At 70.5% G+C, this 26,629-nt stretch carries 22 protein-coding genes and 1 riboswitch; of the genes, 11 read left to right on the top strand and 11 right to left on the bottom strand.

Annotated elements, in window-relative coordinates:
* The first annotated feature begins 114 nt into the window (after positions 1–114).
* Positions 115–1,035, top strand: coding sequence for a 1-phosphofructokinase family hexose kinase (locus ACIBI4_RS15120; RefSeq protein WP_399204324.1), 921 nt, complete (start codon positions 115–117; stop codon positions 1,033–1,035).
* A gap of 28 nt (positions 1,036–1,063) precedes the next feature.
* Here the strand turns inward: ACIBI4_RS15120 and ACIBI4_RS15115 are convergent, their stop codons facing one another.
* Positions 1,064–2,029, bottom strand: a complete 966-nt coding sequence (locus ACIBI4_RS15115; protein ID WP_399204267.1) for a carbohydrate-binding protein — start codon at positions 2,027–2,029, stop codon at positions 1,064–1,066.
* 131 nt (positions 2,030–2,160) lie between these two features.
* Positions 2,161–3,897 (bottom strand): diguanylate cyclase CdgB, encoded by a 1,737-nt coding sequence (cdgB, locus tag ACIBI4_RS15110; protein WP_399204266.1) that lies wholly within the window; start codon positions 3,895–3,897, stop codon positions 2,161–2,163.
* A 384-nt stretch (positions 3,898–4,281) separates the two neighbouring features.
* Between cdgB and ACIBI4_RS15105 the strand changes: the two genes are divergently transcribed.
* The gene (locus ACIBI4_RS15105; protein ID WP_399204323.1) at positions 4,282–4,764 is read left to right on the top strand and encodes a flavin reductase family protein; all 483 of its coding nucleotides are present in this window, start codon (positions 4,282–4,284) and stop codon (positions 4,762–4,764) included.
* Positions 4,765–4,806: 42 nt separating this feature from the next.
* On the opposite strand, the gene arfB is transcribed toward ACIBI4_RS15105, so the two are convergent.
* Complete coding sequence (gene arfB / locus ACIBI4_RS15100) at positions 4,807–5,244, bottom strand: alternative ribosome rescue aminoacyl-tRNA hydrolase ArfB (protein WP_399204264.1); 438 nt, start codon at positions 5,242–5,244, stop codon at positions 4,807–4,809.
* Positions 5,245–5,441: 197 nt separating this feature from the next.
* Here arfB and ACIBI4_RS15095 point away from each other — a divergent pair, with 197 nt between their 5' ends.
* Positions 5,442–6,716, top strand: coding sequence for an extracellular solute-binding protein (locus tag ACIBI4_RS15095; protein WP_399204263.1), 1,275 nt, complete (start codon positions 5,442–5,444; stop codon positions 6,714–6,716).
* Between the two features lie 36 nt (positions 6,717–6,752).
* Here the strand turns inward: ACIBI4_RS15095 and ACIBI4_RS15090 are convergent, their stop codons facing one another.
* Positions 6,753–6,998: a DUF3263 domain-containing protein gene (locus ACIBI4_RS15090; RefSeq protein WP_399204262.1), complete on the bottom strand. Its 246-nt coding sequence runs from the start codon at positions 6,996–6,998 to the stop codon at positions 6,753–6,755.
* Positions 6,999–7,105: 107 nt separating this feature from the next.
* Between ACIBI4_RS15090 and otsB the strand changes: the two genes are divergently transcribed.
* Complete coding sequence (gene otsB, locus ACIBI4_RS15085) at positions 7,106–7,987, top strand: trehalose-phosphatase (RefSeq protein WP_399204261.1); 882 nt, start codon at positions 7,106–7,108, stop codon at positions 7,985–7,987.
* Between the two features lie 38 nt (positions 7,988–8,025).
* On the opposite strand, the gene ACIBI4_RS15080 is transcribed toward otsB, so the two are convergent.
* The 3 genes from ACIBI4_RS15080 to ACIBI4_RS15070 form a co-directional block, all read right to left on the bottom strand.
* Positions 8,026–9,483, bottom strand: a complete 1,458-nt coding sequence (locus tag ACIBI4_RS15080) for a trehalose-6-phosphate synthase (protein WP_399204260.1) — start codon at positions 9,481–9,483, stop codon at positions 8,026–8,028.
* Positions 9,484–9,604: 121 nt separating this feature from the next.
* Positions 9,605–11,644, bottom strand: a complete 2,040-nt coding sequence (locus ACIBI4_RS15075; RefSeq protein WP_399204259.1) for a hypothetical protein — start codon at positions 11,642–11,644, stop codon at positions 9,605–9,607.
* Positions 11,645–11,747: 103 nt separating this feature from the next.
* Positions 11,748–12,695, bottom strand: coding sequence for a glucosyl-3-phosphoglycerate synthase (locus tag ACIBI4_RS15070; protein WP_399204257.1), 948 nt, complete (start codon positions 12,693–12,695; stop codon positions 11,748–11,750).
* A 149-nt stretch (positions 12,696–12,844) separates the two neighbouring features.
* Positions 12,845–12,990, top strand: a riboswitch (SAM riboswitch).
* A 17-nt stretch (positions 12,991–13,007) separates the two neighbouring features.
* Here ACIBI4_RS15070 and thrC point away from each other — a divergent pair.
* The 6 genes from thrC to ACIBI4_RS15040 all read left to right on the top strand — a co-directional run bounded on the left by thrC (position 13,008) and on the right by ACIBI4_RS15040 (position 21,190).
* Positions 13,008–14,294 carry a threonine synthase gene (thrC, locus tag ACIBI4_RS15065; RefSeq protein WP_399204256.1) on the top strand — a complete coding sequence of 429 codons (1,287 nt, stop codon included), beginning with the start codon at positions 13,008–13,010 and terminating at the stop codon, positions 14,292–14,294.
* Positions 14,295–14,345: 51 nt separating this feature from the next.
* The gene (locus ACIBI4_RS15060) at positions 14,346–14,621 is read left to right on the top strand and encodes a MoaD/ThiS family protein (RefSeq protein WP_362388314.1); all 276 of its coding nucleotides are present in this window, start codon (positions 14,346–14,348) and stop codon (positions 14,619–14,621) included.
* Positions 14,622–15,054: 433 nt separating this feature from the next.
* Complete coding sequence (locus tag ACIBI4_RS15055) at positions 15,055–15,258, top strand: cold-shock protein (RefSeq protein ID WP_003986833.1); 204 nt, start codon at positions 15,055–15,057, stop codon at positions 15,256–15,258.
* A 200-nt stretch (positions 15,259–15,458) separates the two neighbouring features.
* Positions 15,459–17,963, top strand: coding sequence for a glycoside hydrolase family 172 protein (locus tag ACIBI4_RS15050; protein ID WP_399204254.1), 2,505 nt, complete (start codon positions 15,459–15,461; stop codon positions 17,961–17,963).
* A 271-nt stretch (positions 17,964–18,234) separates the two neighbouring features.
* Entirely contained in the window at positions 18,235–19,857 is a 1,623-nt protein-coding gene (groL, locus tag ACIBI4_RS15045) for a chaperonin GroEL (RefSeq protein WP_399204253.1), read from the top strand.
* A gap of 208 nt (positions 19,858–20,065) precedes the next feature.
* Positions 20,066–21,190: an NADH:flavin oxidoreductase gene (locus ACIBI4_RS15040; RefSeq protein ID WP_399204252.1), complete on the top strand. Its 1,125-nt coding sequence runs from the start codon at positions 20,066–20,068 to the stop codon at positions 21,188–21,190.
* Between the two features lie 222 nt (positions 21,191–21,412).
* On the opposite strand, the gene ACIBI4_RS15035 is transcribed toward ACIBI4_RS15040, so the two are convergent.
* Both ACIBI4_RS15035 and ACIBI4_RS15030 read right to left on the bottom strand, forming a co-directional pair.
* Positions 21,413–22,276 (bottom strand): hypothetical protein, encoded by an 864-nt coding sequence (locus ACIBI4_RS15035; protein ID WP_399204251.1) that lies wholly within the window; start codon positions 22,274–22,276, stop codon positions 21,413–21,415.
* Positions 22,277–22,659: 383 nt separating this feature from the next.
* The gene (locus tag ACIBI4_RS15030; protein WP_399204250.1) at positions 22,660–22,956 is read right to left on the bottom strand and encodes a hypothetical protein; all 297 of its coding nucleotides are present in this window, start codon (positions 22,954–22,956) and stop codon (positions 22,660–22,662) included.
* A gap of 457 nt (positions 22,957–23,413) precedes the next feature.
* On the opposite strand from ACIBI4_RS15030, the gene ACIBI4_RS15025 reads away from it, so the two are divergent.
* Positions 23,414–24,016, top strand: coding sequence for a Uma2 family endonuclease (locus tag ACIBI4_RS15025; protein ID WP_399204249.1), 603 nt, complete (start codon positions 23,414–23,416; stop codon positions 24,014–24,016).
* Positions 24,017–24,085: 69 nt separating this feature from the next.
* Here ACIBI4_RS15025 and ACIBI4_RS15020 read toward each other — a convergent pair whose 3' ends face one another.
* The gene (locus tag ACIBI4_RS15020; protein ID WP_399204248.1) at positions 24,086–25,588 is read right to left on the bottom strand and encodes a PTS transporter subunit EIIC; all 1,503 of its coding nucleotides are present in this window, start codon (positions 25,586–25,588) and stop codon (positions 24,086–24,088) included.
* A 40-nt stretch (positions 25,589–25,628) separates the two neighbouring features.
* Entirely contained in the window at positions 25,629–26,615 is a 987-nt protein-coding gene (murQ, locus tag ACIBI4_RS15015) for an N-acetylmuramic acid 6-phosphate etherase (protein WP_399204247.1), read from the bottom strand.
* Positions 26,616–26,629: the final 14 nt, after the last annotated feature.

Genomic DNA, 26,629 nt, shown 5'->3' with positions numbered 1-26,629 from the left:
TTAGCTCCGACCTCTGAGGAGGCGGTTGGCCCGCAGGTCTGGGCCGACCGCCTCCTCTTTGGCATGATCAGGGCGCTCGTACACGCACAAGAACGCACTCCGGGGGTGGCATCCGTGATCCTCACGGTCACACTCAACACGGCCCTGGACCTGACATATCGCGTGGAGCGGCTCGTGCCGCACGCCTCGCACCGGGTCACCACCGTCACCGAACGCCCCGGCGGCAAGGGCCTCAACGTGGCCCGTGTGCTGACCGCGCTCGGCCACGACGTCACCGTCACGGGCTTCGTGGGCGGCGCGACGGGCGAGGCGGTCCGTGAGGGCCTCACGGGCGTACGGGACGCGCTCTTCCCCGTCTCCGGGGCGACGCGGCGCACGGTCGCCGTCGTGGACACGGCATCCGGCGACACGACCCAGCTCAACGAGCCCGGGCCGCTGATCAGCCCGCCCGAGTGGACGTCCTTCCTGGCCTCGTACGAGCACCTGTTGTCCGCCGCGTCGGCGGTGGCGCTCTGCGGGAGCCTGCCGCCCGGGGTGCCGGTCGGCGCGTACGCGCATCTCATACGGGGAGCGCGGGCCGCGGGCGTCCCGGTGCTGCTCGACACGAGCGGTGAGCCGCTGCGGCGCGGGATCGCGGCACGCCCCGACATCGCCAAGCCGAACGCGGCGGAACTGGCCGAACTCACCGGCTCCTGGGAGCCGTTGCCCGCGGCGCGCGCGGCCCGCCGGCGCGGGGCGCATGCGGTGGTGGCGTCACTGGGCCCGGAGGGTCTGCTCGCCGCGACACCCGACGGCGCCTGGCAGGCCACGCCCCCGGCACGGGTCGCGGGGAATCCCACGGGGGCGGGTGATTCGGCGGTGGCGGCGCTGCTGGCGGGCCTTGTCGCGGGAGATCCCTGGCCGGAGCGCCTCGCCTCGGCGGTCGCGCTGTCGGCGGCGACCGTACTCGCCCCGGCGGCGGGGGAGTTCGACGCCTCGGCCTATGAGTCGTTCGTGGACGGCGTCGCCGTCGAACGGAAAGCGGACGCCGCGTAGGGCGTCCGCGTCAGGCGACGAAGGAGGACTAGCCCTCCTTCGTCAGCCACATCTGGTCGATGTTCGCGTTGCACTTGTCGCTCTGTTCGCACGACAGCACGATCGTGTTCGTGCCTTCCTTGAGCTGGATGTCGGCGTACGTGTGCGTCCAGCCCTTGTCCCACTCGCCTTGCTTGGCGTTGGCGAAGTTCTTCATGTTCAGGGGACGGGTCTGCTTGTCGCCGTTCACCGCCAGGGTGCCGGTGGTGTCCTCGCCGGGGACGCCGTAGCTGACGTACAGGCGGTACGCGCCCGGCTTCTCGAACCCGTCGATCTGCCAGGTCACGGACGCGCCGACCTGGCTGAAGCCCGCCACGTACGTGCCGGCCTTCGAGCCCGGGACGTCCGAGGCCGTCACCGCGCCGCCGGCCAGCGGAAGCACCTTCGCGTCGGTCTTCGGGAGCTTGAGCGGCTTGTCCTGCTTCTCCTCGGACGGCTCCGAGGGCTTGACCTTGTCGCCGCCGTCCGCGCCCGCGCTCGTACCGGCGCTGTCCGAGCCGGCGTTCGGGTCCTTCTCGCCGTCGTCGCCGCCGAGCATCGCGATGGAGATACCGACCACGACGGCCGCGACCACGGCGATCGCGCCGATCAGCAGCCCCTTCGTGTTCGGCCCGCGCCCGCGGCCGCCGCCGTGCCCGCCGTGGCCCGCGCCGTTGCCGCCGCTGCCGTACCCCTGCTGCGGCGGGATCTGGCGGGTCGCGTCGGCCGGGAGGGTCTCGGGGGCCGAGTAGTGGGACTGGTCGTAGCCCGCCTGCGGAGTCTGCTGCGGTGCCTGCTGCCCGTACTGCCGCTCACCGACCGTGCGGACCTGGTGGTACGAGGACGTGCGGCCGGGGTAGCCGTAGCCACCGCCGCCGGGCGGCGGGGTCGCGCCCGCGGCCTGACCGTCGGCGTAGAGATAGCCGAACGGGTCCTCCTCGGGCGTGCGCGCGCCGTTGTCGCCGGGCGTGGTCATCCCCAGGTCACTCCTCAGGCAGATCGAGCGGGTGGTGCATCGGGCAGGACACAGTACGTATCCGGCCGAGCGTACCCGGTTCGAGTGACCCCAACGGGGGCCGTTTGCCAAGGAAACCGGCTGACCTGGGGTTATCCCGCCCGCCTGTGCTGTTTGGCACGTGACCTTTTCTCGATGTACATCCGCTGGTCGGCCGACTGCAGGACTTCGTCCGCCGACATGCCGCAGTGCGCCCAGCCGATGCCGAAGCTCGCGCCGACCCGCACCGCGCGCCCGTCCACCCGGATCGGCGGAATGATCGCGTTGCGCAGCCGTACCGCGAGGTCCGCCGCGTCCGCGCGGCCGAGCCCGTCGGCGAGCACCACGAACTCGTCGCCGCCGAGGCGCGCGACGGTGTCCCCGTCCCGTACACCGCTGGTGAGCCGGCGGGCCACCTCGATCAGGACCGCGTCACCGGTGTGGTGGCCGAAGCGGTCGTTGATCGACTTGAAGCCGTCGAGATCGCAGAAGAGCACCGCGAGCCCCTTCGTCCCGTCGTCGTGCTCGCCCTGTGGTGCGACGACGTGGACGTGGTGGTCGTGGATGCCATAGCCGGCGGCTGCGGGCGATGCGGAGTCGGCGGCCGCACGCGCGAAGTCGAAGCCATGGCCGTTGGAGTCGTAGGCCGGGGCGCCTTCGTACAGAGGAGAGGCGTTGGCGTCGTAGGCCAGCGAACCGTCGTACGGTGCCGCGCCGCCGTACGCCGCGTCGAGCGACTCGATCGCGCTCTGCGGCACGGACTGCGGACGCCCGCACAGCCGGGCGCCGAGCCGCGAGCGCAGCTCGGCGCTGTTGGGGAGCCCGGTCAGCGCGTCGTGCGAGGCGCGGTGGGCCAGATGCAGCTCGCGCCGCTTGCGCTCCTCGATGTCCTCGACGTGCGTGAGCAGAAAACGGGGGCCGTCGGTGGCGTCGGCGACGACGGAGTTGCGCAGCGAGACCCAGAGATACGTGCCGTCGCGGCGCCCGAGCCGCAGCTCGGCCCGGCCGCCCTCGGCGGAGGTGCGCAGGAGCGTGCCGACGTCCTCGGGGTGGACCAGGTCGGAGAAGGAGTAGCGGCGCATCGCGGCGGCCGGGCGGCCGAGCAGCCGGCAGAGCGCGTCGTTCGTCCGCAGAATGCGTCCGTGCTGGTCACCGCCCATCTCGGCGATGGCCATACCGCTCGGCGCGTATTCGAAGGCCTGCCGGAAGGACTCCTCGGAGGCCCGTAGCGCCTGCTGCTCCCGTTCGAGTCTGACCAGGGCGCGCTGCATGTTTGCTCGAAGCCGAGCGTTACTGATTGCAATGGCGGCCTGGAATGCGTACATCTGGAGCGCTTCCTGGCCCCAGGGGCCGGGCTTGCGGCCGTTGCGCGGGCGGTCGACGGATATGACGCCGATCAGTTCGCCCCCGGCGGACCCCGTCGCGTACATCGGGGCGTAGAGGCGGTCGGCGGGGTGCCACTCGTCCTCGAAACGGGGCTCAGGACCGTCCGTGTGCCACTGCGGGACGTCGTCGTCGACGAGGACCCAGCCCTCGGTGTGCGGGATGAAGCGGAGCGCGCCCCAGCCCTCGCCCATGGAGAGCCGGCGCTCCCAGTCGCCGCGCGGGCCCACCCGGCCGGCCATCAGGGCCTCGGCGGCGGGATTCCCGGCGAAGGCGGCCACGACCAGGTCTCCGTCGGCGCGTACGAGATTCACACAGCCGAGTTCGTAGCCGAGCCCGGTCACGACGCCGTCGGCCACGGCCTGGAGGGTGTCGGCGAGGCTGCGCGCCGTGTTCAGCTCGGCGACGACCTGATGCAGCTGCCGCAGGGTCGCAAGACGGACGTAGGGCTCCGACTCGGTCTCCATGCTCGCTCTCCCCGAGACCTCGACGACAGGACCTGCGGCTTCCCCTGCTTCTCGATGTTCTTCGGCGTATCGGCCGTTCTCCTCAGCCACTGAATCACAGTGAGCAGCTCACCCGGTACACAGGGTCAACAAAATTTGGAGCCTGTGACTCAAGTCACAACAGGGGCTTAAGGGTTGAGGGGTGAGCGGGCGCGCGGTGCGTATGTTTCCTGAACGCAAATCGCGGTCGGGATCGGTCCGGGGACCTAGTTCCGTCGCCCGATGCGCGGACCCGTGGCGCGGGATTACGGTCCTGACGTGTCGCAAGCCGTGAAGTCCCTCGCCGCAGTGCCCCCGCCCGCCGTGCATCCTGTGGGGGTGAGCAATGACGAGTTCCGTGCCGCGATGTCGCGCCTGGCCGCCGGCGTCGTCCTGGTGACGGCCCAGGAGGAGCCCCTGGGCGAGGGCGGTCCGGTCGGTGAGGACGTCGGCATGACGGCCACGGCGTTCCTGTCCGTGTCCCTCGATCCGCCGCTGGTGCTCGTCTCGCTGCGCGAGGGCTCCCGGATGGACGACCTGCTCGCGGAGCAGCCCCGCTGGGCCGTCTCCGTCCTCGCCGAATCCCAGCGCCATATCGCGGGCCGCTTCGCGATGAAGGGCCGCATCAGCGACCGGCTGCTCTTCGAGGACATCCCTTATGTACGGGGCGAGTTGTCGGGTGCGCCGCTCGTCGGCGGCGCGCTGGCGACCCTCGAATGCGAGACGGAGTCGCGGGTGGCGGCGGGCGATCACACGCTCGTGGTCGGGCGGGTCCTGTCGGCGTCGCTGCCGAGCGCGGAGGGCGGACCGCTCATGTACTTCCGGGGCCGCTACCGCCAGTTGGGCTGAATCCCGGCGCGACGGATCCCCGGACGCGAGGGCTTCCCTCGCCTACGACCAATCCCGCCCGGAGCGGCCCTTCTTGGTGTCCGAGCGTGCCTTCTTCTGGCGCAGCCGCCGCTCGTTGATGCCCCGCGGGATACGCGTGGGGCGCCGCGGCCTCGGCGGCGGGGCGGTGGCCTCGGCGAGCAGCGCGGCCAGGCGGGTGGCCGCCATCTCGCGGTTGCGCCACTGCGAGCGGTGCTCCGAGGCCCGTACGGAGAGCACTCCGCCGACGAGCCGGGACGCGAGCCGTTCGAGCGCGCGCTCCTTCCAGACCTCGGGCAGCGCCTTGGTGTTGGCGAGATCGAAGCGCAGCTCGACCTGGGAGTCCGAGGTGTTGACGTGCTGTCCGCCGGGCCCCGAGGAGCGCGAGAATCGCCACTGGAGCTCGGCCTCGGGAAGGGAGACGGAGCCGCGGATGACGTAGGGACCAGGCATGGCTCCCATTCTGCGGGCGGACCCCGTCCGCCGTCATGTCGATTTCGGCCAGGGGGTGCCCGGCCACCGGGGCGACCCTTCTTGGGCAACGGATGCGACAACGGTGACCGTCTGTTGCACAAGCGATATCTGAGTGGTGTAGACCTGGTGAAGACACAGGACGTCACGGGGGACCGACTGGATCACAACAAGGGTGGGAATCGGCTGTGCAGCGTCGCACACACATACTGATCGCGGCAGGTGCCGCGCTGGGCCTCACGGCGACCCTGGCGGGCTGCGGAGTCGGCATCGGCACCGGCTCCGGCGAGGTGACGCTCCGGCTGGTCGCCGCCGACTACGGCGCGACCTCGGAGAACAGCTCCGAGCGGTACTGGGCGGACGTGGTCGACAAGTTCGAGGCCGCGAACCCCGACATCAAGGTCGAGGTGACCGTGATGTCCTGGAGCAAGGTCGACGCCGAGGTCGCCAAGATGGTCAAGGCGGACGAAGCGCCCGACATGGCGCAGATCGGGGCGTACTCGGAATACGCGGCCCAGGACAAGCTCTACGCCGCGGACGAGCTGCTCTCCGTCCCCACCCAGGGCGATTTCCTCGCCTCGCTGACCTCCGCCGGTGAGGTCAACCGGATCCAGTACGGCATGCCGTTCGCGTCCTCGACGCGCCTGATGTTCTACAACAAGACGCTCTTCGCCGACGCCGGCATCACCAAGCCCCCGCGGACCTGGGACGAACTCGCTGCCGATGCGGAGCTGTTGAAGGACAACGGTGTCACGTACCCGTTCGCGCTGCCCCTCGGCAAGGAGGAGGCCCAGGCCGAGACCCTGATGTGGCTCCTGGCCGGCGGCGACGGCTACACCGACCAGGTCGGCACGTACAACATCGACTCGGACGCCAACAAGCGCACCTTCGGCTGGCTGAAGTCCCACCTCGTCGACAAGGGCCTCGTCGGCCCCGTCGCGCCGGGCAAGCTCGACCGCCAGAAGGCCTTCGACGCCTTCACCGCGGGCAACGTCGGCATGCTCAACGGGCACCCGACGCTGATCGCCCAGGCGAAGAAGAAGGACGTGGACTTCGGCATGGTGCCGCTGCCGGGCCGCAACGGGGCCGCGAAGTCCACGATGGGCGTGGCCGACTGGATGATGGCGTTCAAGCAGAACGGCCACCGCGACGAGATCGGCGCCTTCCTCGACTTCGTGTACAGCAAGGAGAACGTCCTCGCCTTCTCCGACCGCTACAACATCCTGCCGGTGACCAACTCGGCGGTCGACGAGATGCTCGCGGACAAGAGGTACAGCGAACTCAGCAAGTTCCTCGAAGAGCTGCCCACCTCGCAGCTCTACCCGGTCGGCAACACCTCCTGGGCCGAGGTCAGCCGCACCATCAAGGACGAGATCGGCAAGGCAGTCGCGCCGGGCAGCAGCCCGGAGGGCATCCTCACCGACATCCAGAACAAGGCGAAGGCGGCCGAAGCGGCCGAGTGACGCCCCGCTGTGCGCCCCCGGGAGCGCCGCACCGGCTCAGCGCCGGCTGCGGCGCTCCTCGCGTATCCGGCGCAGGCGGTTGACCGTCACGGGGTCGTGGGCGAGGGCGCGCTCGTCGTCGAGCAGGGCGTTGAGCAGCTGGTGGTAGCGCGCGGGGGACATGTCGAGCTCCTCGCGCACGGCGCGCTCCTTGGCGCCGGGCGAGGCCCAGTTCCGCTGCTCCAGGGCGAGCACCGCACGCTCCCGCGCGCCGAGCCCGCCGCGATCCGTCTCTTCCGCCATGCCGCCACCGTAATCGCCGCCTCTGACAACAGGGTCCGCGCGAGCCCGGCCGACGGATGACGCGATACGGCATGGGTGGGGCGCCCTCGCGTGGATAGGGTCGCCGTATGGGCAGCCATCCGCACCGCACGCCTGATCACACACCTGATCGCACGCCTGATCTGCCGACGCCGTCCACGCCCGCCGGACAAGGCGGCCTCGCCGCGCTTCTCGCGCATCCCGAGCGGGCCGTGATCGCCCTCGACTTCGACGGCACGCTCGCGGAGATCGTCCCCGATCCCGAGCGGGCCCGGGCCCACCCGGACGCTGTCCCCGCGCTCGCCGCCCTCGCGCCGCGGGTGGCCTCGGTCGCGGTGGTCACCGGGCGGCCGGCCGGGGTCGCGGTCCGCTACGGGGGCTTCGCGGGCGTCCCCGGACTCGAGCACCTCGTGGTCCTCGGCCACTACGGTGCCGAGCGCTGGGACGCCGTCTCCGGCACGGTCCAGGCACCCGAGCCGCACCCCGGGGTGGCCGCGGTGCGGGCCGAACTCCCCGGGTTCCTCGACGCGTTGGGAGTCTGGCGAGGGACCTGGATCGAGGAGAAGGGGCGGGCGGTCGCGGTCCACACGCGCCGGGCCGCGGACCCCTCGGCCGCGTTCGAGTCCCTCCGCGGCCCGCTCGGCGAACTCGCCGCGCGCCACGGGCTGATCGTCGAGCCCGGCCGCCTCGTCCTGGAGCTGCGCCCCCCGGGCATGGACAAGGGCGTCGCGCTCGCCTCGTACGTCCGCGAGGTCGGGGCGTCCTGCGTCCTGTACGCGGGCGACGACCTGGGAGACCTCCCCGCGTTCTCCGCCGTGGAGAAGCTTCGGTCGGAGGGGTTGCAGGGGGTGCTGGTCTGCAGCGGGAGCTCTGAGGTCTCGGAGTTGTCGGAGCGCGCGGATGTTGTGGTGGAGGGGCCGGCGGGGGTGGTGGGCCTGCTGCGGTCCGTGGCGGCTGAGCTCGGCGGTTGATTTTCCCCACCCCGCCGCAGGCGCAACGGCGAGCACCCCTACCCCCGCAACGCCTCCACCTGCCCCAGGAACCACTGCGCGGGCGGCAGCGCAGTGGCCGCCGCCGCGAGGCGCTTCGTGCGTTCGGCGCGCTCCTCCGGCTGCATCGAGAGCGCCGCGTGCAACGCCTCCGCCGTCTCGCAGATGTCGTACGGATTGACGACCAGCGCGTCCTCGTGCAGATCGGACCACGCCCCCGCCTCCCGCGAGAGCACCAGGACGCACCCGTCGTCCGACACGACCGGCACTTCCTTCGCGACGAGGTTCATCCCGTCCCGGATGGGGTTCACGAGCGCCACGTCCGCGATCCGGTACGCCGCGAGCGAGCGCGCGAAGTCATCCTTGACGTGCAGGATCACCGGGGTCCAAGTCGGCGTTCCGTACGCGGAGTTGATCTCCTCGGCCAGCCGCGAGACCTCCGCCGTGTACGCGCGGTACACCGCCAGGTCCTGGCGCGAGGGGTACGCGAACGCCACGTGCACGACCCGCTCACGCCACTCCGGACGCGTGTCGAGCAGCACCCGGTACGCCTCGAGGCCGCGCACGATGTTCTTGGAGAGCTCGGTGCGGTCCACGCGCACGATCACCTTGCGGTCCGGATCCCCGATCTGCGCCCGCAGGTCCGCCATCCGCGACACCACGTCCGGCTGGTGCGCGCGCGAGCGCAGGAAGTCGCCGTCGGCCCCGAGCGCGTGGACGTCGATCCAGGTGGTGGTCACGGGCGGCCGCCCGGTGACCGTGTGCTCGATGCACTTCGGCTTGCTCGGTACGGGGGAGTACGCGGTGATCCGCTCGTCGATCTGGTTGGCGCAGCTCATGAACGCGTGCGCCCACCGCCAGTCCAGGAACCCGAGCCGGTCGGCGCCGAGCATGCCCCGGATGATCTCCTCGCGGATGTCCGCGGGCAGCATCGCGAAGTAGTGGTCGGGCGCCCACGGCGTATGCGAGAAGTGCCCGATCCGCAGGTCGGGACGGAGGGCGCGCAGCATCCCCGGCACGAGCGTCAGGTGGTAGTCCTGCACGAGCACCACCGCACCCTGCCGTGCCTCCTCGGCCAGCGCCTCCGCGAACGCCCGGTTGTACGCGCGGTACGCCTCCCACTGCCGCCGGAACTCCGGCCCGAAGGACGGCTCCAGAGGCGTCTGGTAGAGCAGGTGGTGCAGGAACCACAGCACCGAGTTGGCGATCCCGTTGTACGCGTCGGCGTGCACGTCCGCGTCGATGGCGAGCATCCGCACGCCGGGCTCGCCGACCCCGCGCCGTACCGCCTCGCGGTCCCCGTCGCTCAGGGCCGAGCACACCCACAGCGCGTCCGCGTCGGGCCCGATCGCCGACAGGCCGGAGACGAGCCCGCCCCCGCCGCGCCGGGAGTCGAGCGCCCCGTCATCCCGTACGACATACGAGACCGGACCGCGATTGGACGCGACGAGTACCGCTGCACCGTGCTCGGAGACCATGACGCGAACCTAGCCCGTGCCGTAAACGCTCAAACGTACGGGCGCGGGGCGCCGCACGTGAGACGGCCGGACTCCCCCGAGGGGAGCCCGGCCGTCGTGTACCGGAGAGGACCGTCAGCGATCAGTCACGGCGGGAGCGGGAGGCCGCGAGCGCCAGGGCGCCCAGACCGCACAGCACGACCGCGAGACCGCCGAACAGCATCGAGCTCGAGCCACCGGTCTCGGCCAGCTCCGGCGGGGCCGGGCGGGCCTGCGTCCGCTTGCTGACGACGACCGAGACGCACGGGTCGGTGCCGCCCGCGCGGGTCTTCGCCGGCGTGCAGGTGGTCTTCGGGACATCGCCCGTCACGGGGATGACCACGACGCCGCCCGGGGTGCAGGAGGCCTTGACCGTCTGCTTGATGACGACCTTGCCCTTGGCGGGCACATCGCCCGTCCACACCCAGTTCGAGCCGGACTTGGTGACCTTGCCACCGCTCGCCTTCGGCGTGCCGCCCTTCTTCACCGGCCAGTGGATCTTCGCGCCCGTGCGCGCGGTGGCCGACTTGTTGGTGAGCGTGATCGTGTTGGTCGTGTCGGCGCACGGCGGTACGACCGGCGGCTGCGGCTTGGACTCGATCTCGATCGGGACGACCGGCGGGGGCTCCTCCTCGATCACGGGGGTGGTGCCGCAGGCCGGGTCGGTGGATCCCTCGTCGCAGTTGGAGCGCGGCGACTCGACGTCGATGTTGTTGCGCATCCGGCCGTCACCGGTGAGCGGGTCGTTGACCTTCACCGAGTACGTGACCGTCACGGTCTCGCCCGCCGGGATGTCGCCGAGGAACGAGATCTTCGGCTCGTCGTAGGTCGCGGTCCCGGCCGCCGCCGGCGTCACCTTCGCGTCGTCGTTGTACGTCGCGTCGTCGAGGTTGTCGCTCAGGTCGTCGGTGAACTTCGCGTTCGGGTACGGCAGTCGGCTGATGTTCTTCGCCGTGACCGTGTACGTCAGGGTGTCGCCGGGCCGGACCGTCTTCGGCGACGCGGTCTTGGTGATCTCCACGTCCGGTACGGGCACGGAGAACGCCAGCGCCTGCGGCACATACGTGTCGCCGCGGGTGCGGAACGTCAGGTCCGCCGAGGTGGCGCCCTGCTTGATGGTGGACCCGGGGATCTCGACGGTCTTCGCGTCGATGCTGAAGTTGTTCGGGTCGCAGGGGTCCGCGCAGCCCTGGGCGTGGCTGTTGAAGAAGTTGTTGGTGTCCCCGTTCTCGTTGGGGATGTTGGTCGCGTTCACCAGGAACCGGTCGCCGTTGACGTTCGCGTCGCCCTCGTACGCGGTGACGCTGGTGCGCAGCGGGTCGTTGCCGGTGCGGTAGAACCCGTCGACCTTGATCGTGGTGTCCGGGTCGGTGGACCGCTGCACCACGTGGCCGCCGTAGACGTACACGTTCTTGCGGTCCGGCGCGTACGTTTCGTTCGGGGCGTCGTACTTGTAGACGACGGTCAGCGACCAGCCGCCGACGCAGCCGTTCCCGGTCGGCGCCCAGACGTCGCCGACGGCGATCGGGAGCGGGGAGCCGGTGGGCGCCGCGGCGAACTGCGCGGTCACGTCCGCCTCGGCGGTGTAGTAGTGCGGACCGCCGGTCTCTGCCGGGGTCTTCACCGCGTTCTGCACGGTCACGCGCGTTTCCGTACCGCCGCCCACCTTGAGGACGGGCCGCGTGGTCAGCGGGTCGCCGGGCGCGGGGGTCGCGAGACCTGAGGTGTCACAGCGCTGGATCTGGTTGCGGCCCAGCTTGTACGTACCGTCGTTGCCGCCCCAGAACAGCCGCGCGTACGCGACTTCGGCGCCCGGCGGGATCGTCAGCCTGCCGGTGCTGGAGTTGAACACGTCCGTGGTGAGACCGGCCGTGTCCGTGTACTGCATCGGGAACTGGTTGTTGTTCTCGGGCGTCGTGCCGGCCTGCGCGGCGCGGCAGCGTGCCACCAGGTCCGGCGGTGCACTCGGGCAGTCGAGTACCGCGTTGCCGAGCGTGATGAAGTCTCCGTACAGCGCCTCGTCGTAGCGCTTGGCGAACGGTTCGACGACGATCGCGGCGGCGGGCGTGAGCCCGGTCAGCGAGGTCGCGGCGGCGGCGGTGGCGACCAGCGCGCCCACCGTGCGGCGCCTGACCCTTCCCATTGCTTGTCTAACCCACATAAATGGGAAATTTAGGCAATAGGCATGACCGGAAACGGGCACGCCACGCACTCCCGCGATGACGCCACCCGTCGCGCCCTGCCCGCTAGGCCACCCGCCGCGCCCGGTACTCCGCGATCTCCGTCATCGGCGGCCGCTCCTCCGTGTCCACCGCGTGCGTCCGCGGCTCGAACCCCTCCGCGCCCCGCTCGAACTGCGTGAGCCGGGGCCGTACGAGATGGCCGCGGGCCAGGCGCAGCTGGGCCGTGCGGTAGATCGCCGCCGCCATCCGGCCGAGCGCCCGCCCGTCCTGGTGGCGGTGCTTGCGCACCCCGACGTCGACCTGGGCGAGCGCGTCCAGGCCCACGGTGTGCAGGGCATCGACGAGGAGGCCGAGCTCGACGCCGTATCCGACGGGGAAGGGCAGCTGTTCGAGCAGCGAGCGCCGGGCCGCGTACTCGCCGCCCAACGGCTGGACGAATCCGGCCAGTTGGGGCCAGTGCAGGTTCAGGAGCGGACGGGCGACGAGCTCTGTGACCCGGCCGCCCTGCCCGGCCTCGTCCCCGAGGGGGCGGTCGTACATCGCCTTCACGAACTGGACCTCGGGTTCGGTGAGCAGCGGTCCGACGATGCCGCTCACGAAGTCCGGCGAGAACTCGCGCAGGTCCGCGTCCACGAAGCACACGATCTCGCCGCTCGTCACGAGCAGCGAGCGCCACAGGACCTCGCCCTTGCCGGGGACGGCGGGGATCCGCGGCAGGATCGCGTCCCGGTGCACCACGCGGGCGCCGGCCGCGGCGGCCACCTCGGCCGTACGGTCCGTCGAGCCCGAGTCGATCACCAGGAGCTCGTCGACGAGCGGGGCCGCGGGGCTCATCAGCTCGCGCCGGATCACGGTGACGATCTGTCCGACCGTGGCCTCCTCGTCGAGGGCGGGCAGCACGACGCTGACCGTCGTCCCCTGCCGGGCCTTCTCCGCCAGCAGCAGGTCGAGCGGCCGGTCCTTCACCGACCAGGAGCGCCGCTCCAGCCAGCGCTCCACCTCATCGAGCACGTCTGCCACTCCTTGGTGTGATCCATCTCGCCGTTCGGACGACTATCTCAACGGTCGGGGCGTTCGGTTACAGTCTTGAACAACGCGGATGACCGTCGCATGTCGGGGGTCACCGTCCACACAAACACCTGGCGGATGCCAGGTCATACCGCTCATCCAGAGGGGCAGAGGGATACGGCCCGTTGAAGCCCCGGCAACCCTCCAGTCAGTTCTCGCACCGCGCGACGCGAGGTCCCTGACTAGGGAAGGTGCCAAATCCGTCTCACGGCGAAGTGCGCCCTGAGGAAGATGAGGAGAAAGGGCCTCCCTCTCATGTCTGCACAGACGGTTGAAAACACCACCACTTCCGTGGACCTCGGACCCGCCACGGCCCTGAGCTGCCGCGAATGCGGCCACCGCGTCCCGCTCGGCCCGCTCTTCGCCTGCGAGGAGTGTTTCGGCCCCCTCGAGATCGCCTACGACTTCTCCGCGCACGACACCGAGGAGCTCCGCCGCCGCATCGAGGCGGGCCCCGCGAACATCTGGCGCTACGCCCCGCTGCTGCCCGTACCGGCCGACGTCGCCGAGAAGCCGAACCTGAACCCGGGCTGGACCAAGCTCGTCAAGGCCGACAACCTTGCGCGGGAAATCGGCATCGACGAGGGCAAGCTGTTCGTCAAGGACGACTCCGGCAACCCCACGCACTCCTTCAAGGACCGTGTCGTCGCCCAGGCCATCGAGGCCGCCCGCGCCTTCGGTTTCACCACGCTCTCCTGCTCCTCGACGGGCAACCTCGCGGGCGCCGTCGGCGCCGCGGCCGCCCGGGCCGGACTGCGCTCCTGTGTGTTCATCCCGCACGACCTGGAGCAGGGCAAGGTCGTGATGGCCGCCGTCTACGGCGGCGAGCTCGTCGCCATCGAGGGCAACTACGACGACGTCAACCGCTTCTGCTCCGAGCTCATCGGCGACCCGCTGGGCGAGGGCTGGGGCTTCGTCAACGTGAACCTGCGCCCGTACTACGCGGAGGGCTCCAAGACCCTCGCGTACGAGATCTGCGAGCAGCTCGGCTGGCAGCTCCCCGACCAGCTGGTCATCCCGATCGCGTCCGGCTCGCAGCTCACGAAGATCGACAAGGGCCTGCAGGAGCTGATCAAGCTCGGCCTGGTCGAGGACAAGCCGTACAAGATCTTCGGCGCCCAGGCCGAGGGCTGCTCCCCGGTCTCCGTGGCGTTCAAGGGCGGCCACGACGTCGTACGGCCGCAGAAGCCGGACACCATCGCGAAGTCGCTCGCGATCGGCAACCCGGCCGACGGCCCGTACGTCCTCGACATCGCGCGCCGCACCGGCGGCGCCGTGGAGGATGTCAACGACGAGCAGGTCGTGGACGCGATCAGGCTGCTCGCGCGGACCGAGGGCATCTTCGCGGAGACCGCGGGCGGTGTGACCGTCGGTGTGACGCACAAGCTCGTCAAGGAAGGCGTGCTCGACCCGACGCTGACCACGGTGGTCCTGAACACTGGCGACGGCCTCAAGACCCTCGACGCGGTCGCCGGTGCCGGTGCGACCGCGACCATCCGTCCGAACCTCGACGCGTTCCGCGCGACCGGTCTCGCGAGCTGACGCCGCCGTACGCCGCCGTACCCCCTGCTCCTCCTGAAAGGCTTCGATCCCATGAGCGTGAACGTCCGAATCCCCACCATCCTGCGCACCTACACCGGCGGTCAGGCCGAGGTCCCGGCCGAGGGCGCGAACCTCGGCGAGGTCATCGCGGACCTGGAGAAGAACCACACCGGGATCGCCGCCCGCGTGCTCGACGACCAGGGCAAGCTCCGCCGCTTCGTGAACGTGTACGTGAACGACGACGACGTGCGCTTCGAGCAGGGCCTGGAGACGGCCACCCCGGACGGGGCCGGCGTCTCGATCATCCCCGCCGTCGCCGGCGGCTGATCCCCGCTGCTCCGGATTGCCCTCTTCGCTTCCGTACGGGAAGCGGAGGGGGCAATTCTGCATGGTTGAGCGCGGTACAGTTGGGAATGCTGTTTCGCCTTTCGAGGCAGGCGCGAAGAAGAGTGTGCCGGGGTCATATGAGAACTCGCGCGCGCACCGCCAATAACTCGCAATGATGCTCGCGCCATTTGCACGTTTCGGCCCCTATGTCGGGCCCGACTTGCCCTGAAGTTCACGGAATTCTCCGCAAATTCCCGATCGGTCGTGCCCAGAATTCTCGTCCGATTGACCTGTTGCAGACGGCAGTTGGACAGATACATTCAGCGGCGGTCGACGCGTTCCGGCGCATCACCTCCACCTGTCGGGGGGTGAGTCTGACCCGGATCCTGCGAAGTGCGGATCTGTGCAAGGGCCAGTAATAGGGGAGTTAGGCATGGCTCAGGGCACCGTCAAGTGGTTCAACGCGGAGAAGGGCTACGGCTTCATCGCGGTCGACGGTGGTGCGGATGTATTCGTCCACTACAGCGCGATTCAGATGGACGGCTACCGCACCCTTGAAGAGGGCCAGCGGGTCGAGTTCGAGATCTCGCAGGGTCAGAAGGGGCCGCAGGCGGACATGGTCCGTGTGGCTGGCTGATCGCGCCGGAGCAGTCTGCAACGACGTGATGGAGGGTCCGCATCCCGGGAACGGGGTGCGGACCCTCTTGTTTGCCCCGGCATCGTGAAATCGATACCGCCGTATCCCCTTGACCACCCCTCCAACTGCCCCTAGCTTCCCGCCCGTAGCTCTGAAATCGATTGCACAGAGACCTGGCGGATCGACAGCAGGAGGCACACGTGAGACCTCGCAGGTGGATACGCGGCTCCGCGGCCGCGGCCCTCGCGCTCGCCGCGGCGGTGGTGCCGCCCTCGGCGGCCGGAGCGGCGGAAGAACCCGCCCCCGCGGCGGCGCCGGCCGCGGACGCAAAAGGCCCCGTCGGCTGGGACACCTACCGGCAGCTCGACCGGTTCGCCGGCCTCCCGGACGGCGTGCAGACCAAGCAGTTCTCCAGCTTCGACCGGACCGGCGGCAACAACCACGACGGGTTCGACGGCCGCTACTCCTGTCTGCGGGAGTCGGCCGCGGGCTGCGTCATCGCCGAGGCCGAGGGGGCGGGCGAGATCGGCGCCCTCTGGTTCACACGGGACGGCGGCGACGTCAGCCGCACCGGGAGGATCACGATCGAGCTCGACGGCCGCAAGGTCGTGGACGCCCCGCTGCAGGACCTCGTCGACGGCAAGCTCGGAGCGCCGTTCGCCGAGCCGCTCGTCGGCAACGCGGACGACAGCTCCGGCGGCGTCTACGTCGAAGTCCCCATGCCGTACCGCCAGTCGATGCGGATCACCACCGAGAACAACCCGCTCTTCCACCATGTCTCGTACCGGACCTTCGACGACGCCGCGGGCGTCACCACCTTCGACCCGCGCGACAAGGCCGAGGACGTCCTGAGCGTCCTGCGCAAGGCCGGAACCGCCGACCCGAAGCCGCAACTGCCCGGCGCCACCACGACGAAGGCGCCGCTGAGCATCGCGCCCGGCGGGACCCAGACCCTGGCCCGCACCGGCAAGGCGGGCCTGCTCTCCGCGCTGAAGGTGCGCCTCCCGCAGGCCGAGCACGTCACACCGCGTACCGCCGCGGACGAGGGGCGGGCCTTCGGTGCGGGCGGCGCCAGCGAGTTCACCGTGGCCGTCGACCCCGCGAACCAGGGCGTACGGCTGACGCGCCGGCTCGACCCGTCCATCGCCCAGCAGGTCGCGGACGTGTACGTGGACGGGGTGAAGGTGGCCGCCTGGCCCGCCAACGAGGCCTCCGGCGGCGGGGTGTGGGCCGAGCAGACCGTCGACCTGCCGGCGTCGGCGACCGCGGGCAAGGCGCGGATCACCGTCAGGAACGCCTTCGTCTCCTCGTCCCTGGACTACAACGAGTTCACGTACTGGGCCGACAGCCTCGTCGGCGGCGAGGCCCGCCGCACCGACACCGTGGACGTCGGCGACACGGCGGACGAGGCGGCGCACGCCTACCAGATCACCGCGCAGACCTGGCAGGGCGACCGGACCTTCGCGTTCCCGTTCAATGACGAGGAACTCGCCAAGGTGCGCGCCACCCGCGCCCTCCTCGAAGACCTCAGGATCCGCGTCTCCTTCGACGGCGAACGCACCGTCGACGCCCCGCTCGGCGAGTTCTTCGGCTCGGGCCAGGCGCTCAACGACGTCCGCTCGCTGATGTACGGCATCGACGCGAAGACGGCCACGCTCTCCTCGTGGTGGCCCATGCCGTTCGCCGACCGGGCCACCGTCTCCCTCTTCAACGGCTCGCGCACCGCCGTCACCGCGGGCGAGGCCGAGGTCACCGCCGCCCCCTCCCCGGCACACGCGCGCGCCGTGCGCTCCGGGGCGCAGGGGCACTTCGGTGCCGCCTCGCACGCGGGCCCCACCCAGGACGGGAAGAGCTGGACGTTCCTCAAGGCGTCCGGGCAGGGCAAGTTCGCGGGCGTCACCCACACCATGGAGGGGCCGGCCACCCGGTTCTTCCTCGAAGGCGACGAGCGGGTGCACGTGGACGGCTCGCGCAGCCCGCAGATCCACGGCACCGGATCCGAGGACTTCTACCAGGCCGGCTGGTACTTCAACCGCGAGACGTTCTCCGCTCCCTGGCACGGCAACCCGACCCACCTGGGAGGCGGCACGGGCTGCGGGACCGGCAAGGACTGCACGGGCGCGTTCCGGCTGATGCTGCACGACGCGGTGCCGTTCTCGTCCTCGATCGACTACGGCATCGAGCACGGCCCGACCAACGACGTGGCGGCGGACTACTCGTCCACCGCGTACTGGTACGGACGCTCCGCCGCGGCGAGCACCCGCACCGACTCCCTCACGCTCGGGGACACGGACAGCGAGCGGGCGCACGCGTACACCTCGACCGCCCCCGGTGAGGTGCGGCGCCTCACCTCCCGCTTCGAAGGCGATCTGCGCAACGCGCCGGGTCTGACCGCCGACACCCGGGCCACCGGCGCCGAGGTCTCCTTCAAGCTCGCGACCGACCGCGGCAACCGGGGCGTCGAACTGCGCCGGCTCTCCGACCAGCAGCACGCGTACCAGCACGTGAAGGTCTCCGTGAACGGCCGGGCGCTGCCCGACTGGCTCCAGCCGCTCGGCAACGGCGACCGGCGCTGGCTGGAGGACGCGTACCCGATCCCGGCCGGGATCACCGCGGGCAAGGCCTCGGTCACCGTGACCCTGACACCCGTGGACGGGGCGCCGGACTGGTCCGCCGCCTCGTACAGCGCGTACAGCCTGCGCTGACCTCGGACGCCGGTCCGCGCGGGGCGACGGGGTGGGCCTTTCGCCCTGCGCGGAGTCCCGCGCGGACTCTCCTGAGCCGCTTGCACTCGACAGGGGCGAGTGCTAATCATTGGCGTTAGCACTCTCCCAGTGAGAGTGACAAGAACTTGGATCGGACCGGTGAGGTCCACGGGCCGGGCGGGGCAAGGAACCGCCGGGGCCGAGGGCCGTCCGTCGCGGGCATCGCGCTCGATCCGGAGCAATCCACCCCTGTCCGGGAGGACCACTTCACATGGCCAAGATCATCGCGTTCGACGAGGAGGCACGGCGCGGTCTCGAGCGCGGGATGAACCAGCTCGCCGACGCCGTCAAGGTCACCCTCGGCCCCAAGGGCCGTAACGTCGTCCTCGAGAAGAAGTGGGGCGCCCCCACGATCACCAACGATGGTGTCTCCATCGCCAAGGAGATCGAGCTCGAGGACCCGTACGAGAAGATCGGCGCCGAGCTGGTCAAGGAAGTCGCCAAGAAGACGGACGACGTCGCCGGCGACGGTACGACCACCGCCACCGTTCTCGCCCAGGCGCTCGTCCGCGAGGGCCTGCGCAACGTGGCCGCGGGTGCCAACCCGATGGCCCTCAAGCGCGGCATCGAGAAGGCCGTCGAGGCCGTCTCCGGCGCGCTGCTCGACCAGGCCAAGGAGGTCGAGACCAAGGAGCAGATCGCTTCGACCGCCTCCATCTCCGCCGCCGACACCCAGATCGGCGAGCTCATCGCCGAGGCCATGGACAAGGTCGGCAAGGAAGGCGTCATCACGGTCGAGGAGGCCCAGACCTTCGGTCTGGAGCTGGAGCTCACCGAGGGCATGCGCTTCGACAAGGGCTACATCTCGGCGTACTTCGCGACCGACATGGAGCGCATGGAGGCCGTCCTCGAGGACCCCTACATCCTCATCGCCAACTCCAAGATCGGCTCGGTCAAGGACCTGCTGCCGCTCCTCGAGAAGGTCATGCAGTCCGGCAAGCCGCTGCTGATCATCGCCGAGGACGTCGAGGGCGAGGCGCTCTCCACCCTGGTCGTCAACAAGATCAAGGGCACCTTCCGCTCCGTGGCCGTCAAGGCCCCGGGCTTCGGCGACCGCCGCAAGGCGATGCTGAACGACATCGCGATCCTCACGGGCGGCGAGGTCATCTCCGAGGAGGTCGGTCTCAAGCTCGAGAACGCGACCGTGGACCTCCTTGGCCGCGCCCGCAAGGTCGTCATCACCAAGGACGAGACCACGATCGTCGACGGTGCCGGTGACAGCGAGGCCGTCGGCGGCCGCGTGAACCAGATCCGCGCCGAGATCGAGCAGTCGGACTCCGACTACGACCGCGAGAAGCTCCAGGAGCGCCTCGCGAAGCTCGCCGGCGGCGTGGCGGTCATCAAGGCCGGTGCCGCGACCGAGGTCGAGCTCAAGGAGCGCAAGCACCGCATCGAGGACGCCGTTCGCAACGCGAAGGCGGCCGTCGAAGAGGGCATCGTCGCCGGTGGTGGCGTCGCTCTCCTCCAGGCCTCCTCGGTCTTCGAGAAGCTCGAGCTCGACGGTGACGAGGCGACCGGCGCCAACGCCGTGAAGCTCGCGCTCGAGGCCCCGCTCAAGCAGATCGCCGTCAACGGTGGTCTCGAGGGTGGCGTCGTCGTGGAGAAGGTGCGCAACCTGCCCGTCGGCCACGGCCTCAACGCCGCGACCGGTGAGTACGTCGACATGATCGCCCAGGGCATCATCGACCCGGCGAAGGTCACGCGTTCCGCTCTGCAGAACGCCGCGTCCATCGCCGCGCTCTTCCTCACCACCGAGGCCGTCATCGCCGACAAGCCGGAGAAGGCCGCGGCCGGCGCTCCGGGCGGCATGCCGGGCGGTGACATGGACTTCTGATCCTCGCGGATCGGTTGTTCGTGGTCGGACGTCTCGTACGTTCGTAGCCGTACGTCTCGTACGCAGCTGTACGCAGGGCGGCACTTCCCTCACGGGAGGTGCCGCCCTGTCGCGTGTACGGGATCACAGTGGGGCCACGGAATGCCGGACCGGCCCGGGGAGTTGACCTCCCCAGGAAGCCCGCCACCCCCTCCCCCCAGGAGCCCCTGTGACGCTCAGCGACGCCACCTCCCGTACCGCGGAAATACTGTCCCGGCCGGTCACGCTCAACGGACTGACCGTGCCGAACCGCATCGCGATGGCGCCGATGACCCGGCAGTTCTCGCCGGGCGGCATCCCGGGCGAGAACGTCGCGGGCTACTACGCGCGCCGCGCTGCCGCGGGCGTCGGCCTGATCGTCACCGAGGGCACGTACGTCGGGCACGACTCGGCGGGCCAGAGCGACGACATCCCGCGCTTCCACGGCGAGGAGCAGCTCGCGGGCTGGAAGAACGTCGCGGACGCGGTGCACGCCGCGGGCGGCAAGATCGTGCCGCAGCTGTGGCACATCGGGATGGTGCGCAGGGCGGGGCAGCCGCCGTTCGCCGATGCCGAGCCGATGGGGCCGTCCGGGCTGTACAAGGAGGGCGCCGAGCCGACCGGCAAGGCCATGACGCAGCAGGACCTCGACGACGTGATCGCGGCCTTCGCCCGCGCCGCCGCCGACGCCGAACGTCTCGGCTTCGACGGCGTCGAGCTGCACGGCGCGCACGGCTACCTGCTCGACCAGTTCCTGTGGGACGGCACCAACCGGCGCACGGACGCGTACGGCGGCTCGGCCGTGGCCCGTACGAAGTTCTCCGCAGAGATCGTCGCGGCGGTCCGCGCGGCCGTGTCCCCCGCCTTCCCCATCCTCTTCCGCTACTCGCAGTGGAAGCAGCAGGACTACACGGCCCGCCTCGCCGAGACCCCCGAGGACCTGGAGTCGATCCTGACCCCGCTCGCCGCGGCCGGCGTCGACGCCTTCCACGCCTCGACCCGCCGCTACTGGCTCCCCGAGTTCGAGGGCTCCGACCTCAACCTGGCGGGCTGGACGAAGAAGCTCACGGGCAAGCCCACCATCACGGTCGGCTCGGTCGGCCTGGACGGCGAGTTCATCAACGCGTTCGCGGGCAAGGGCTCCGAACTGCGCGGCATCGACGACCTCCTCGACCGCCTGGAGCGCGACGAGTTCGACATGGTCGCGGTCGGGCGGGCGCTGCTGCAGGATCCGGAGTGGGCGGCGAAGGTGCTGTCCGGGCGGACGGCCGAGCTTTCTGCGTACGACGCGGCGTCGCTCGGCTCGCTGAGCTGACACCGGGCGGGGCGGGCTTCGGGCCCGCCCCTCCGCTTCAGTCCGCGTCAGTCCGCGTAGTCCTTGAGCTTCTCGGTTTCGAGGGTGAGGGCCACCGGGCCCGGCGAGCGAGCTCCTCGAATTCCTCGACCGACATGTCAGGGCGGTTGGTGGCGCTGGGGGTCATCGGATCGCCTCCTCCCTTCCATCGTGCCCCGCACCGGCGACGGATGTGCAGAAGGTTCATGTGTGGCTCCTCGCCGGGGTCCTGACGGCCGTGGCGCGGATCTGCGCCGCACGCGCGCGGACGTCCTCAGGCGTCAGTGGCGTGGGAGGCGCCGTCCCGGGCGGGGCTTCGCCACGGCACCCGGCGCACATCCCGCCTGGCAGAGCCTCCGCCCGCCCCGGGGAGCCGCACATCGCGCACTCCAGGACGCGCAGTACGGAGCGGGGGACGGGCTCCGGCGGGAGCTTGGTGGTCAGGCGGTTGCGTACGAGGCCGGCCGGGCTGTGAACGAGGGGTGGCAGGCCCGCGGTGAGGGCGCGCACGATGTCCGCTTCCGTGGCACCGCGCTCGAACCAGCGGACGGTGAGGGGCGCGAGCGCCGCGCAGTCGGCGGCGGAGAGGGAGAGCGCCGGGGCAGTGCGGCCCAGGGCTGCGAGGAGGATGTGGGCGCGGCTGCGGGTGGGTGGGCGACGGGGTGGGGTGGGTGAGTCACCCTCCGGCTCCTCTTCGTCGCCGGTCTCGTCCGCTACGTACTCCTGCGGTACGTCACCACGGGTGAAGCTTGCCCACCAGGTGTCGTCGCGTGCGGTGCGGGTCCACCACGTTCGGGTGATCCAGCGGGCGCTGTCCGCTCCGCGCACGTGTTCGCGGCCGCGCCTCAAGTGGCCTGCCTCTTGCAGGCGGTTGAGGGAGGTGCGGAGGGCGCACTGGCCGTACGGGAGCTGCTTGGCCAGCGTCTTCACGGAGATGTCCGAGCCGTCGGGCAGCCGGTCGATGTACGCGGCGATCGCGCCATCACGGGGCAGGAGATGGGTGAAGTCGTGGCGTCGGCGGGGGTGTTGGCCCGGCGCGGAGCGCTTTCCGTAGCCCGGGGTGGACATCGGGTGCGGGGAGGTGGGATGCGCGGGGTGCGCGGCAGCACTAAAGTTGGCGTCAGCCATGGGATCGACTGCTTTCGATCTCGTCGGTGAAGCCCCCGCAGGTGTTGTCCGCACCTGGCGGGGGCTGTTTTGTTCGTTAATCGGGCACCGCAGACCACCGTCACGCTGCGTTGCAACCCGGTCGCTGAATGCGCTCGACCTGCTCAACTCGCAGGGAGGGAGGGTGGGTTGAGGTCCACTCCCGTTCAAAACAAGCACTGCTCGGGGCTTGCCGCTTGAGCCCCGAGCGGGGGTATCGCCGGTGCTGCTGAGACCCGCGACGAAGGCCGTCCAGTCCGATGCCCGGAACGCAATCCTGCGCCAGACGTGCAGCGAAGGCCGGATCAGCCTGTGGCCGTGAGGTCGACGATCTGGGCCGCGGTGGCGGCGGGGTCGACGGTCTGGTGCAGGTGGGCCTCGGTGGCGAGGGGCTCGTAGGGAGGGCTGAACAAGAGGTACGAGCAGGTGGGAGGGTCGTCCCAGCCCGGGGGCACCGGAATGTGCTGCTCGTAGTAGGACAGCGGGAGTCTCGGTTGTTCGTCGGTGATGGCCTGGCGGACTGCCGGATCAGGGAACAGCGGGGCGAGGTCGGTCTCGTCCCACCAGTCGGTCCATCGCGGCAGCTTGCCGTTCTGTGCCAACGGGCGGAGGAATCTCAGCAGTTCGGGAGGGGCGGAGGGAGTCGTCCCGGTCCGCGACGGTAGTGCGGCGTCCACGAAGACCGAGCCCCACCTGCCGGAGCTCGTGACGTACCGCTTCGGCGATGCGGGGCCAGAAGGGCGGAGTGCCGGCGCAGGCGTTCAGCAATGAAGGGACGAGGACCTGCCGCCCGGCTTCTGCCAGCTGTCCGGCGACGGGACGCCAGGTCGAAGGGCCGACCACCGGGCTGTGCACGAGAACGAAGACCGGCTTCATGGATCGATCCTGTGGCGTTCATGCGGGAAAGTCCACGGCACCGGCGCAAGCGCGGCCTGGCACGCAAGTGGGCACCGGTGCATCGCTCACACGATCGTGGGACGCTGAGGGGAGCGGCTTCGGGCTGCCGCTGCCCGTCGATCTGCGCTCGGCCACGTCAGGCCAGTGAAGGAGGGACTCGCGATGACCGCTGCGATGGTCGAGCCCGACCAGACGCCTCAGGGGCGCCCGTGGGACTACTTGCTCCAGTCGTGGCGCGAGGTGGACGCGCCCGAGGGCTGGCGCGCCGAGATCGACGAAGGCCAGATTGTCCTGGTACCACCGCCCCATGCGCGGCATCACCACATTGCGGGTGTGGTGCAGCGCGCGCTCTACCGGAATCTCCCCGAGGAGCTGGACATTTACCAGACCCTTGGGCTGCATATCGCACCACTCGACAAGCTGTACGTACCGGACTTGGTGGTCGTCCCGTCGGAGCTGACCGCGACCGCCGACCCGGACAGTAACGACCCGGTTGATGCCGCCGAGGCCCTCCTCGTCGTAGAGATCACGTCCAAGAGCAACGCCAAGGACGACCGTACGAAGAAGCTGTGCGCCTACGCCCACGCGCCCGTTCCGGTGTATGTCCTGATCGATCGTTTCGATGAGCACGGGCCCACGACGACGGTGTTCACCGAACCGCTCAACGGGGCGTACAAGCATGCGGAGCGCGTCCCCTTTGGGGAGACGCTGTCCCTGGGGGAGCCTCTGAGCACCGATATCGATACGGGGCGGTTCCCGCGCTGACGCAGGTCGGAGCAGCAGAAGGGCGGCGCCCCGGTGATCGGGGGCGCCGCCCTTATTGATGCGAGGCGATCAGACCTTCGCCGCCGCCGGAGCCGGCTCCGCCGACGTGGCCGACGTAGCAGGCGTGCCCGACGCCACCGTCACCTCCTGCGGAGCGTTCAGGTCCACCAGCATCTGCTTCGAGAAGCCGAAGAAGTACGTGGCGAAGAAGCCGACCAGGTAACCGACCAGGAGGCCGCCCGCGTAGATCGCGATCGTGGTGCCCAGGCCGTGGTTGCCGTCGAGGAGCGGGAACAGGGCCCAGCCCGAGGGGCCGATGGCGGTGGAGCCGACCTTGTCGCCGAGCATCGAGAACGTACCGATGAACGCGCCGCCCGCCGCGCCGCCGACGCACGCGGTGATGAAGGGGCGGCCCAGGGGGAGCGAGACACCGTAGATGAGGGGTTCGCCGACGCCCAGGAAGCCTGCGGGGAGGGCGGACTTGATGGTGGTGCGGATGGAGGTGTTGTTGCGCAGGCGCTTGTAGACCGCGATCGCGCAGCCGACCTGGCCCGCGCCCGCCATCGCCAGGATGGGGAGCAGGACGGTGAAGCCCTGCTGCTCGATCAGGGTGGTGTGGATGGGGATCAGGGCCTGGTGCAGGCCGAGCATCACGAGCGGGAGGAACAGGCCGCCGAGGACCAGGCCCGCGAACGCGCCGGTGTTCTCGAGGAGCCAGTTGGCCGCCGTGCCGATGCCCGTGGAGATCTCACCGGCGAGGAACATCAGGCCGAAGATCGTGACGAGGCCGGAGATGAGGACCGTCAGGGTCGGGGTGACGAGGACGTCGACCGCCTCGGGGACCCACTTGCGGCACCACTTCTCGACGTACGTGGCGAGCACCGCCGCGCCGAGTGCGCCGAGCACACCGCCCTGGCCGGGGGAGAGCTGCTGGCCGAAGGCCGAGATGTTGGCGACGCCCGGGAAGACGATGATCGCGGCGACCGCACCGCCCAGGATCGGCGTACCGCCGAACTCCTTGGCCGTGTTGAAGCCGACGAAGACGGCGATCAGGGCCATGAAGCCGGAGGCCATCGCGGCGAGTGCCGGGGTGACGGACGGCAGCCAGCCGAGGTTGATGAGCAGGCCGTTCAGACCCGCGATGATGCCGCAGCCGATGAGGGCGGGGATCAGCGGGACGAAGATGTTCGCGATCCGGCGCAGGAAGAGCTTGAACGGGGTCTGGTTCTTGGCCTTCTGGGCGGCCTTCATCTCCGCGCCCTGGGACGCCAGTTCATCCGCCGATACGGACGAGGAGGGGGCGGCCGCCCGCTCCTCGGCGACCAGCGCCTCGAACTCCGGCGTGACCCGGGCGACCGTGCCCGGGCCGAGCACGATCTGGTACGTGTCGTCCTCGACGACGCCCATGACGGCCGGTACGGCCTTGAGCGCCTCGTCCTGGACGAGCGAGCGGTCGCGCAGACCCAGCCGGAGCCGGGTCATGCAGTGGGCGATGGAGGTCACGTTGGCCGCGCCGCCGACGAGGGGCAGGATCGCGGCGGCAGTGGCGCGGTTCTTGTCTTCGGTGCTCATGTGCGGTGGTGCCTTGCTACGAGGGGGGTACGGGGGTGCGTCAGCCCGAGGCGGACTGGAGGGCGGCGCGCAGGTGGCCCTGCGAGTCGCCGAGGAGACGGTTCGCGGTGGTGGCGTCGAGGTCCGCGAGGATCATCAGGATGGCGGTCTTCACCTCCCCGTCCGCCCCGGTCAGGGCCGCCTCGATCGCCTCGTCGGAGGCGTCGGTGGCGAGGGCGACGATGCGCCGTGAGCGGGCCCGCAGCTTCTCGTTGGAGGCGCGGACGTCCACCATCAGATTCCCGTACGTCTTGCCGAGCCGGATCATCGTGATGGTGGAGAGCATGTTCAGGACGAGCTTCTGGGCCGTGCCCGCCTTCAGACGGGTGGAGCCGGTGAGAAGTTCGGGGCCGACGACGACCTCGATGCCGTGCTCGGCGGCGGCCGCGAGGGCCGAGTCCGCGTTGCAGGACAGGCCGATGGTCAGCGCGCCGACCGTACGGGCGTGCTCGACCGCGCCGATGGCGTACGGGGTGCGGCCCGAGGCCGAGATGCCGACCACCGTGTCGCCGGCGGTCAGCCGCAGGGCGTCGAGGTCCTCGCGGGCCAGCTCCTTGGAGTCCTCCGCGCCTTCGACGGCGGTGACCATCGCGGACGGGCCGCCGGCGATCAGGCCGATGACCTCGGACGGGTCGGTGTTGAAGGTGGGCGGGCACTCGGAGGCGTCGAGCACACCGAGCCGGCCCGCGGTGCCCGCGCCCGCGTAGATCAGCCGTCCGCCGCGTGCCATCCGCTCGGCCGTGCCGTCGATCGCGGCGGCGATCTGCGGCAGGCGCGCGGCGACGGCGGCCGGGACGGTGGCGTCCTCGCCGTTCATCGTGGCCGCGATCTCCTGGGTGGAGAGCCGGTCGATCTCGGCGAGTTCGGGCCGGAACGCCTCGGTCGTCAGCGTCGCGAGCTCGGCGCGGAGCTCACCGTAGGTGCTGTCGGCACCGGCGTCGTCCCGGGCGATCGAGGTGCCGGTGGTTTCGGGCGTGGTCGAGGTCATGACGGAGTGCTCTT

Source organism: Streptomyces sp. NPDC050418, assembly GCF_044458745.1.
Classification (GTDB): domain Bacteria; phylum Actinomycetota; class Actinomycetes; order Streptomycetales; family Streptomycetaceae; genus Streptomyces.
This window is presented reverse-complemented; position numbering and strand designations above follow the sequence as displayed.

Coding starts and splice junctions, on each gene's coding strand:
- otsB (WP_399204261.1), top strand. CDS start 7,106: ATGGGCAGCCATCCGCACCGCACGCCTGATCACACACCTGATCGCACG.
- ACIBI4_RS15105 (WP_399204323.1), top strand. CDS start 4,282: ATGTCGCGCCTGGCCGCCGGCGTCGTCCTGGTGACGGCCCAGGAGGAG.
- arfB (WP_399204264.1), bottom strand. CDS start 5,244: ATGGGAGCCATGCCTGGTCCCTACGTCATCCGCGGCTCCGTCTCCCTT.
- ACIBI4_RS15055 (WP_003986833.1), top strand. CDS start 15,055: ATGGCTCAGGGCACCGTCAAGTGGTTCAACGCGGAGAAGGGCTACGGC.
- ACIBI4_RS15090 (WP_399204262.1), bottom strand. CDS start 6,998: ATGGCGGAAGAGACGGATCGCGGCGGGCTCGGCGCGCGGGAGCGTGCG.
- ACIBI4_RS15075 (WP_399204259.1), bottom strand. CDS start 11,644: ATGGGAAGGGTCAGGCGCCGCACGGTGGGCGCGCTGGTCGCCACCGCC.
- ACIBI4_RS15020 (WP_399204248.1), bottom strand. CDS start 25,588: ATGAGCACCGAAGACAAGAACCGCGCCACTGCCGCCGCGATCCTGCCC.
- ACIBI4_RS15080 (WP_399204260.1), bottom strand. CDS start 9,483: ATGGTCTCCGAGCACGGTGCAGCGGTACTCGTCGCGTCCAATCGCGGT.
- murQ (WP_399204247.1), bottom strand. CDS start 26,615: ATGACCTCGACCACGCCCGAAACCACCGGCACCTCGATCGCCCGGGAC.
- ACIBI4_RS15115 (WP_399204267.1), bottom strand. CDS start 2,029: ATGACCACGCCCGGCGACAACGGCGCGCGCACGCCCGAGGAGGACCCG.
- ACIBI4_RS15060 (WP_362388314.1), top strand. CDS start 14,346: ATGAGCGTGAACGTCCGAATCCCCACCATCCTGCGCACCTACACCGGC.
- ACIBI4_RS15035 (WP_399204251.1), bottom strand. CDS start 22,276: ATGTCCACCCCGGGCTACGGAAAGCGCTCCGCGCCGGGCCAACACCCC.
- groL (WP_399204253.1), top strand. CDS start 18,235: ATGGCCAAGATCATCGCGTTCGACGAGGAGGCACGGCGCGGTCTCGAG.
- cdgB (WP_399204266.1), bottom strand. CDS start 3,897: ATGGAGACCGAGTCGGAGCCCTACGTCCGTCTTGCGACCCTGCGGCAG.
- ACIBI4_RS15025 (WP_399204249.1), top strand. CDS start 23,414: ATGACCGCTGCGATGGTCGAGCCCGACCAGACGCCTCAGGGGCGCCCG.
- thrC (WP_399204256.1), top strand. CDS start 13,008: ATGTCTGCACAGACGGTTGAAAACACCACCACTTCCGTGGACCTCGGA.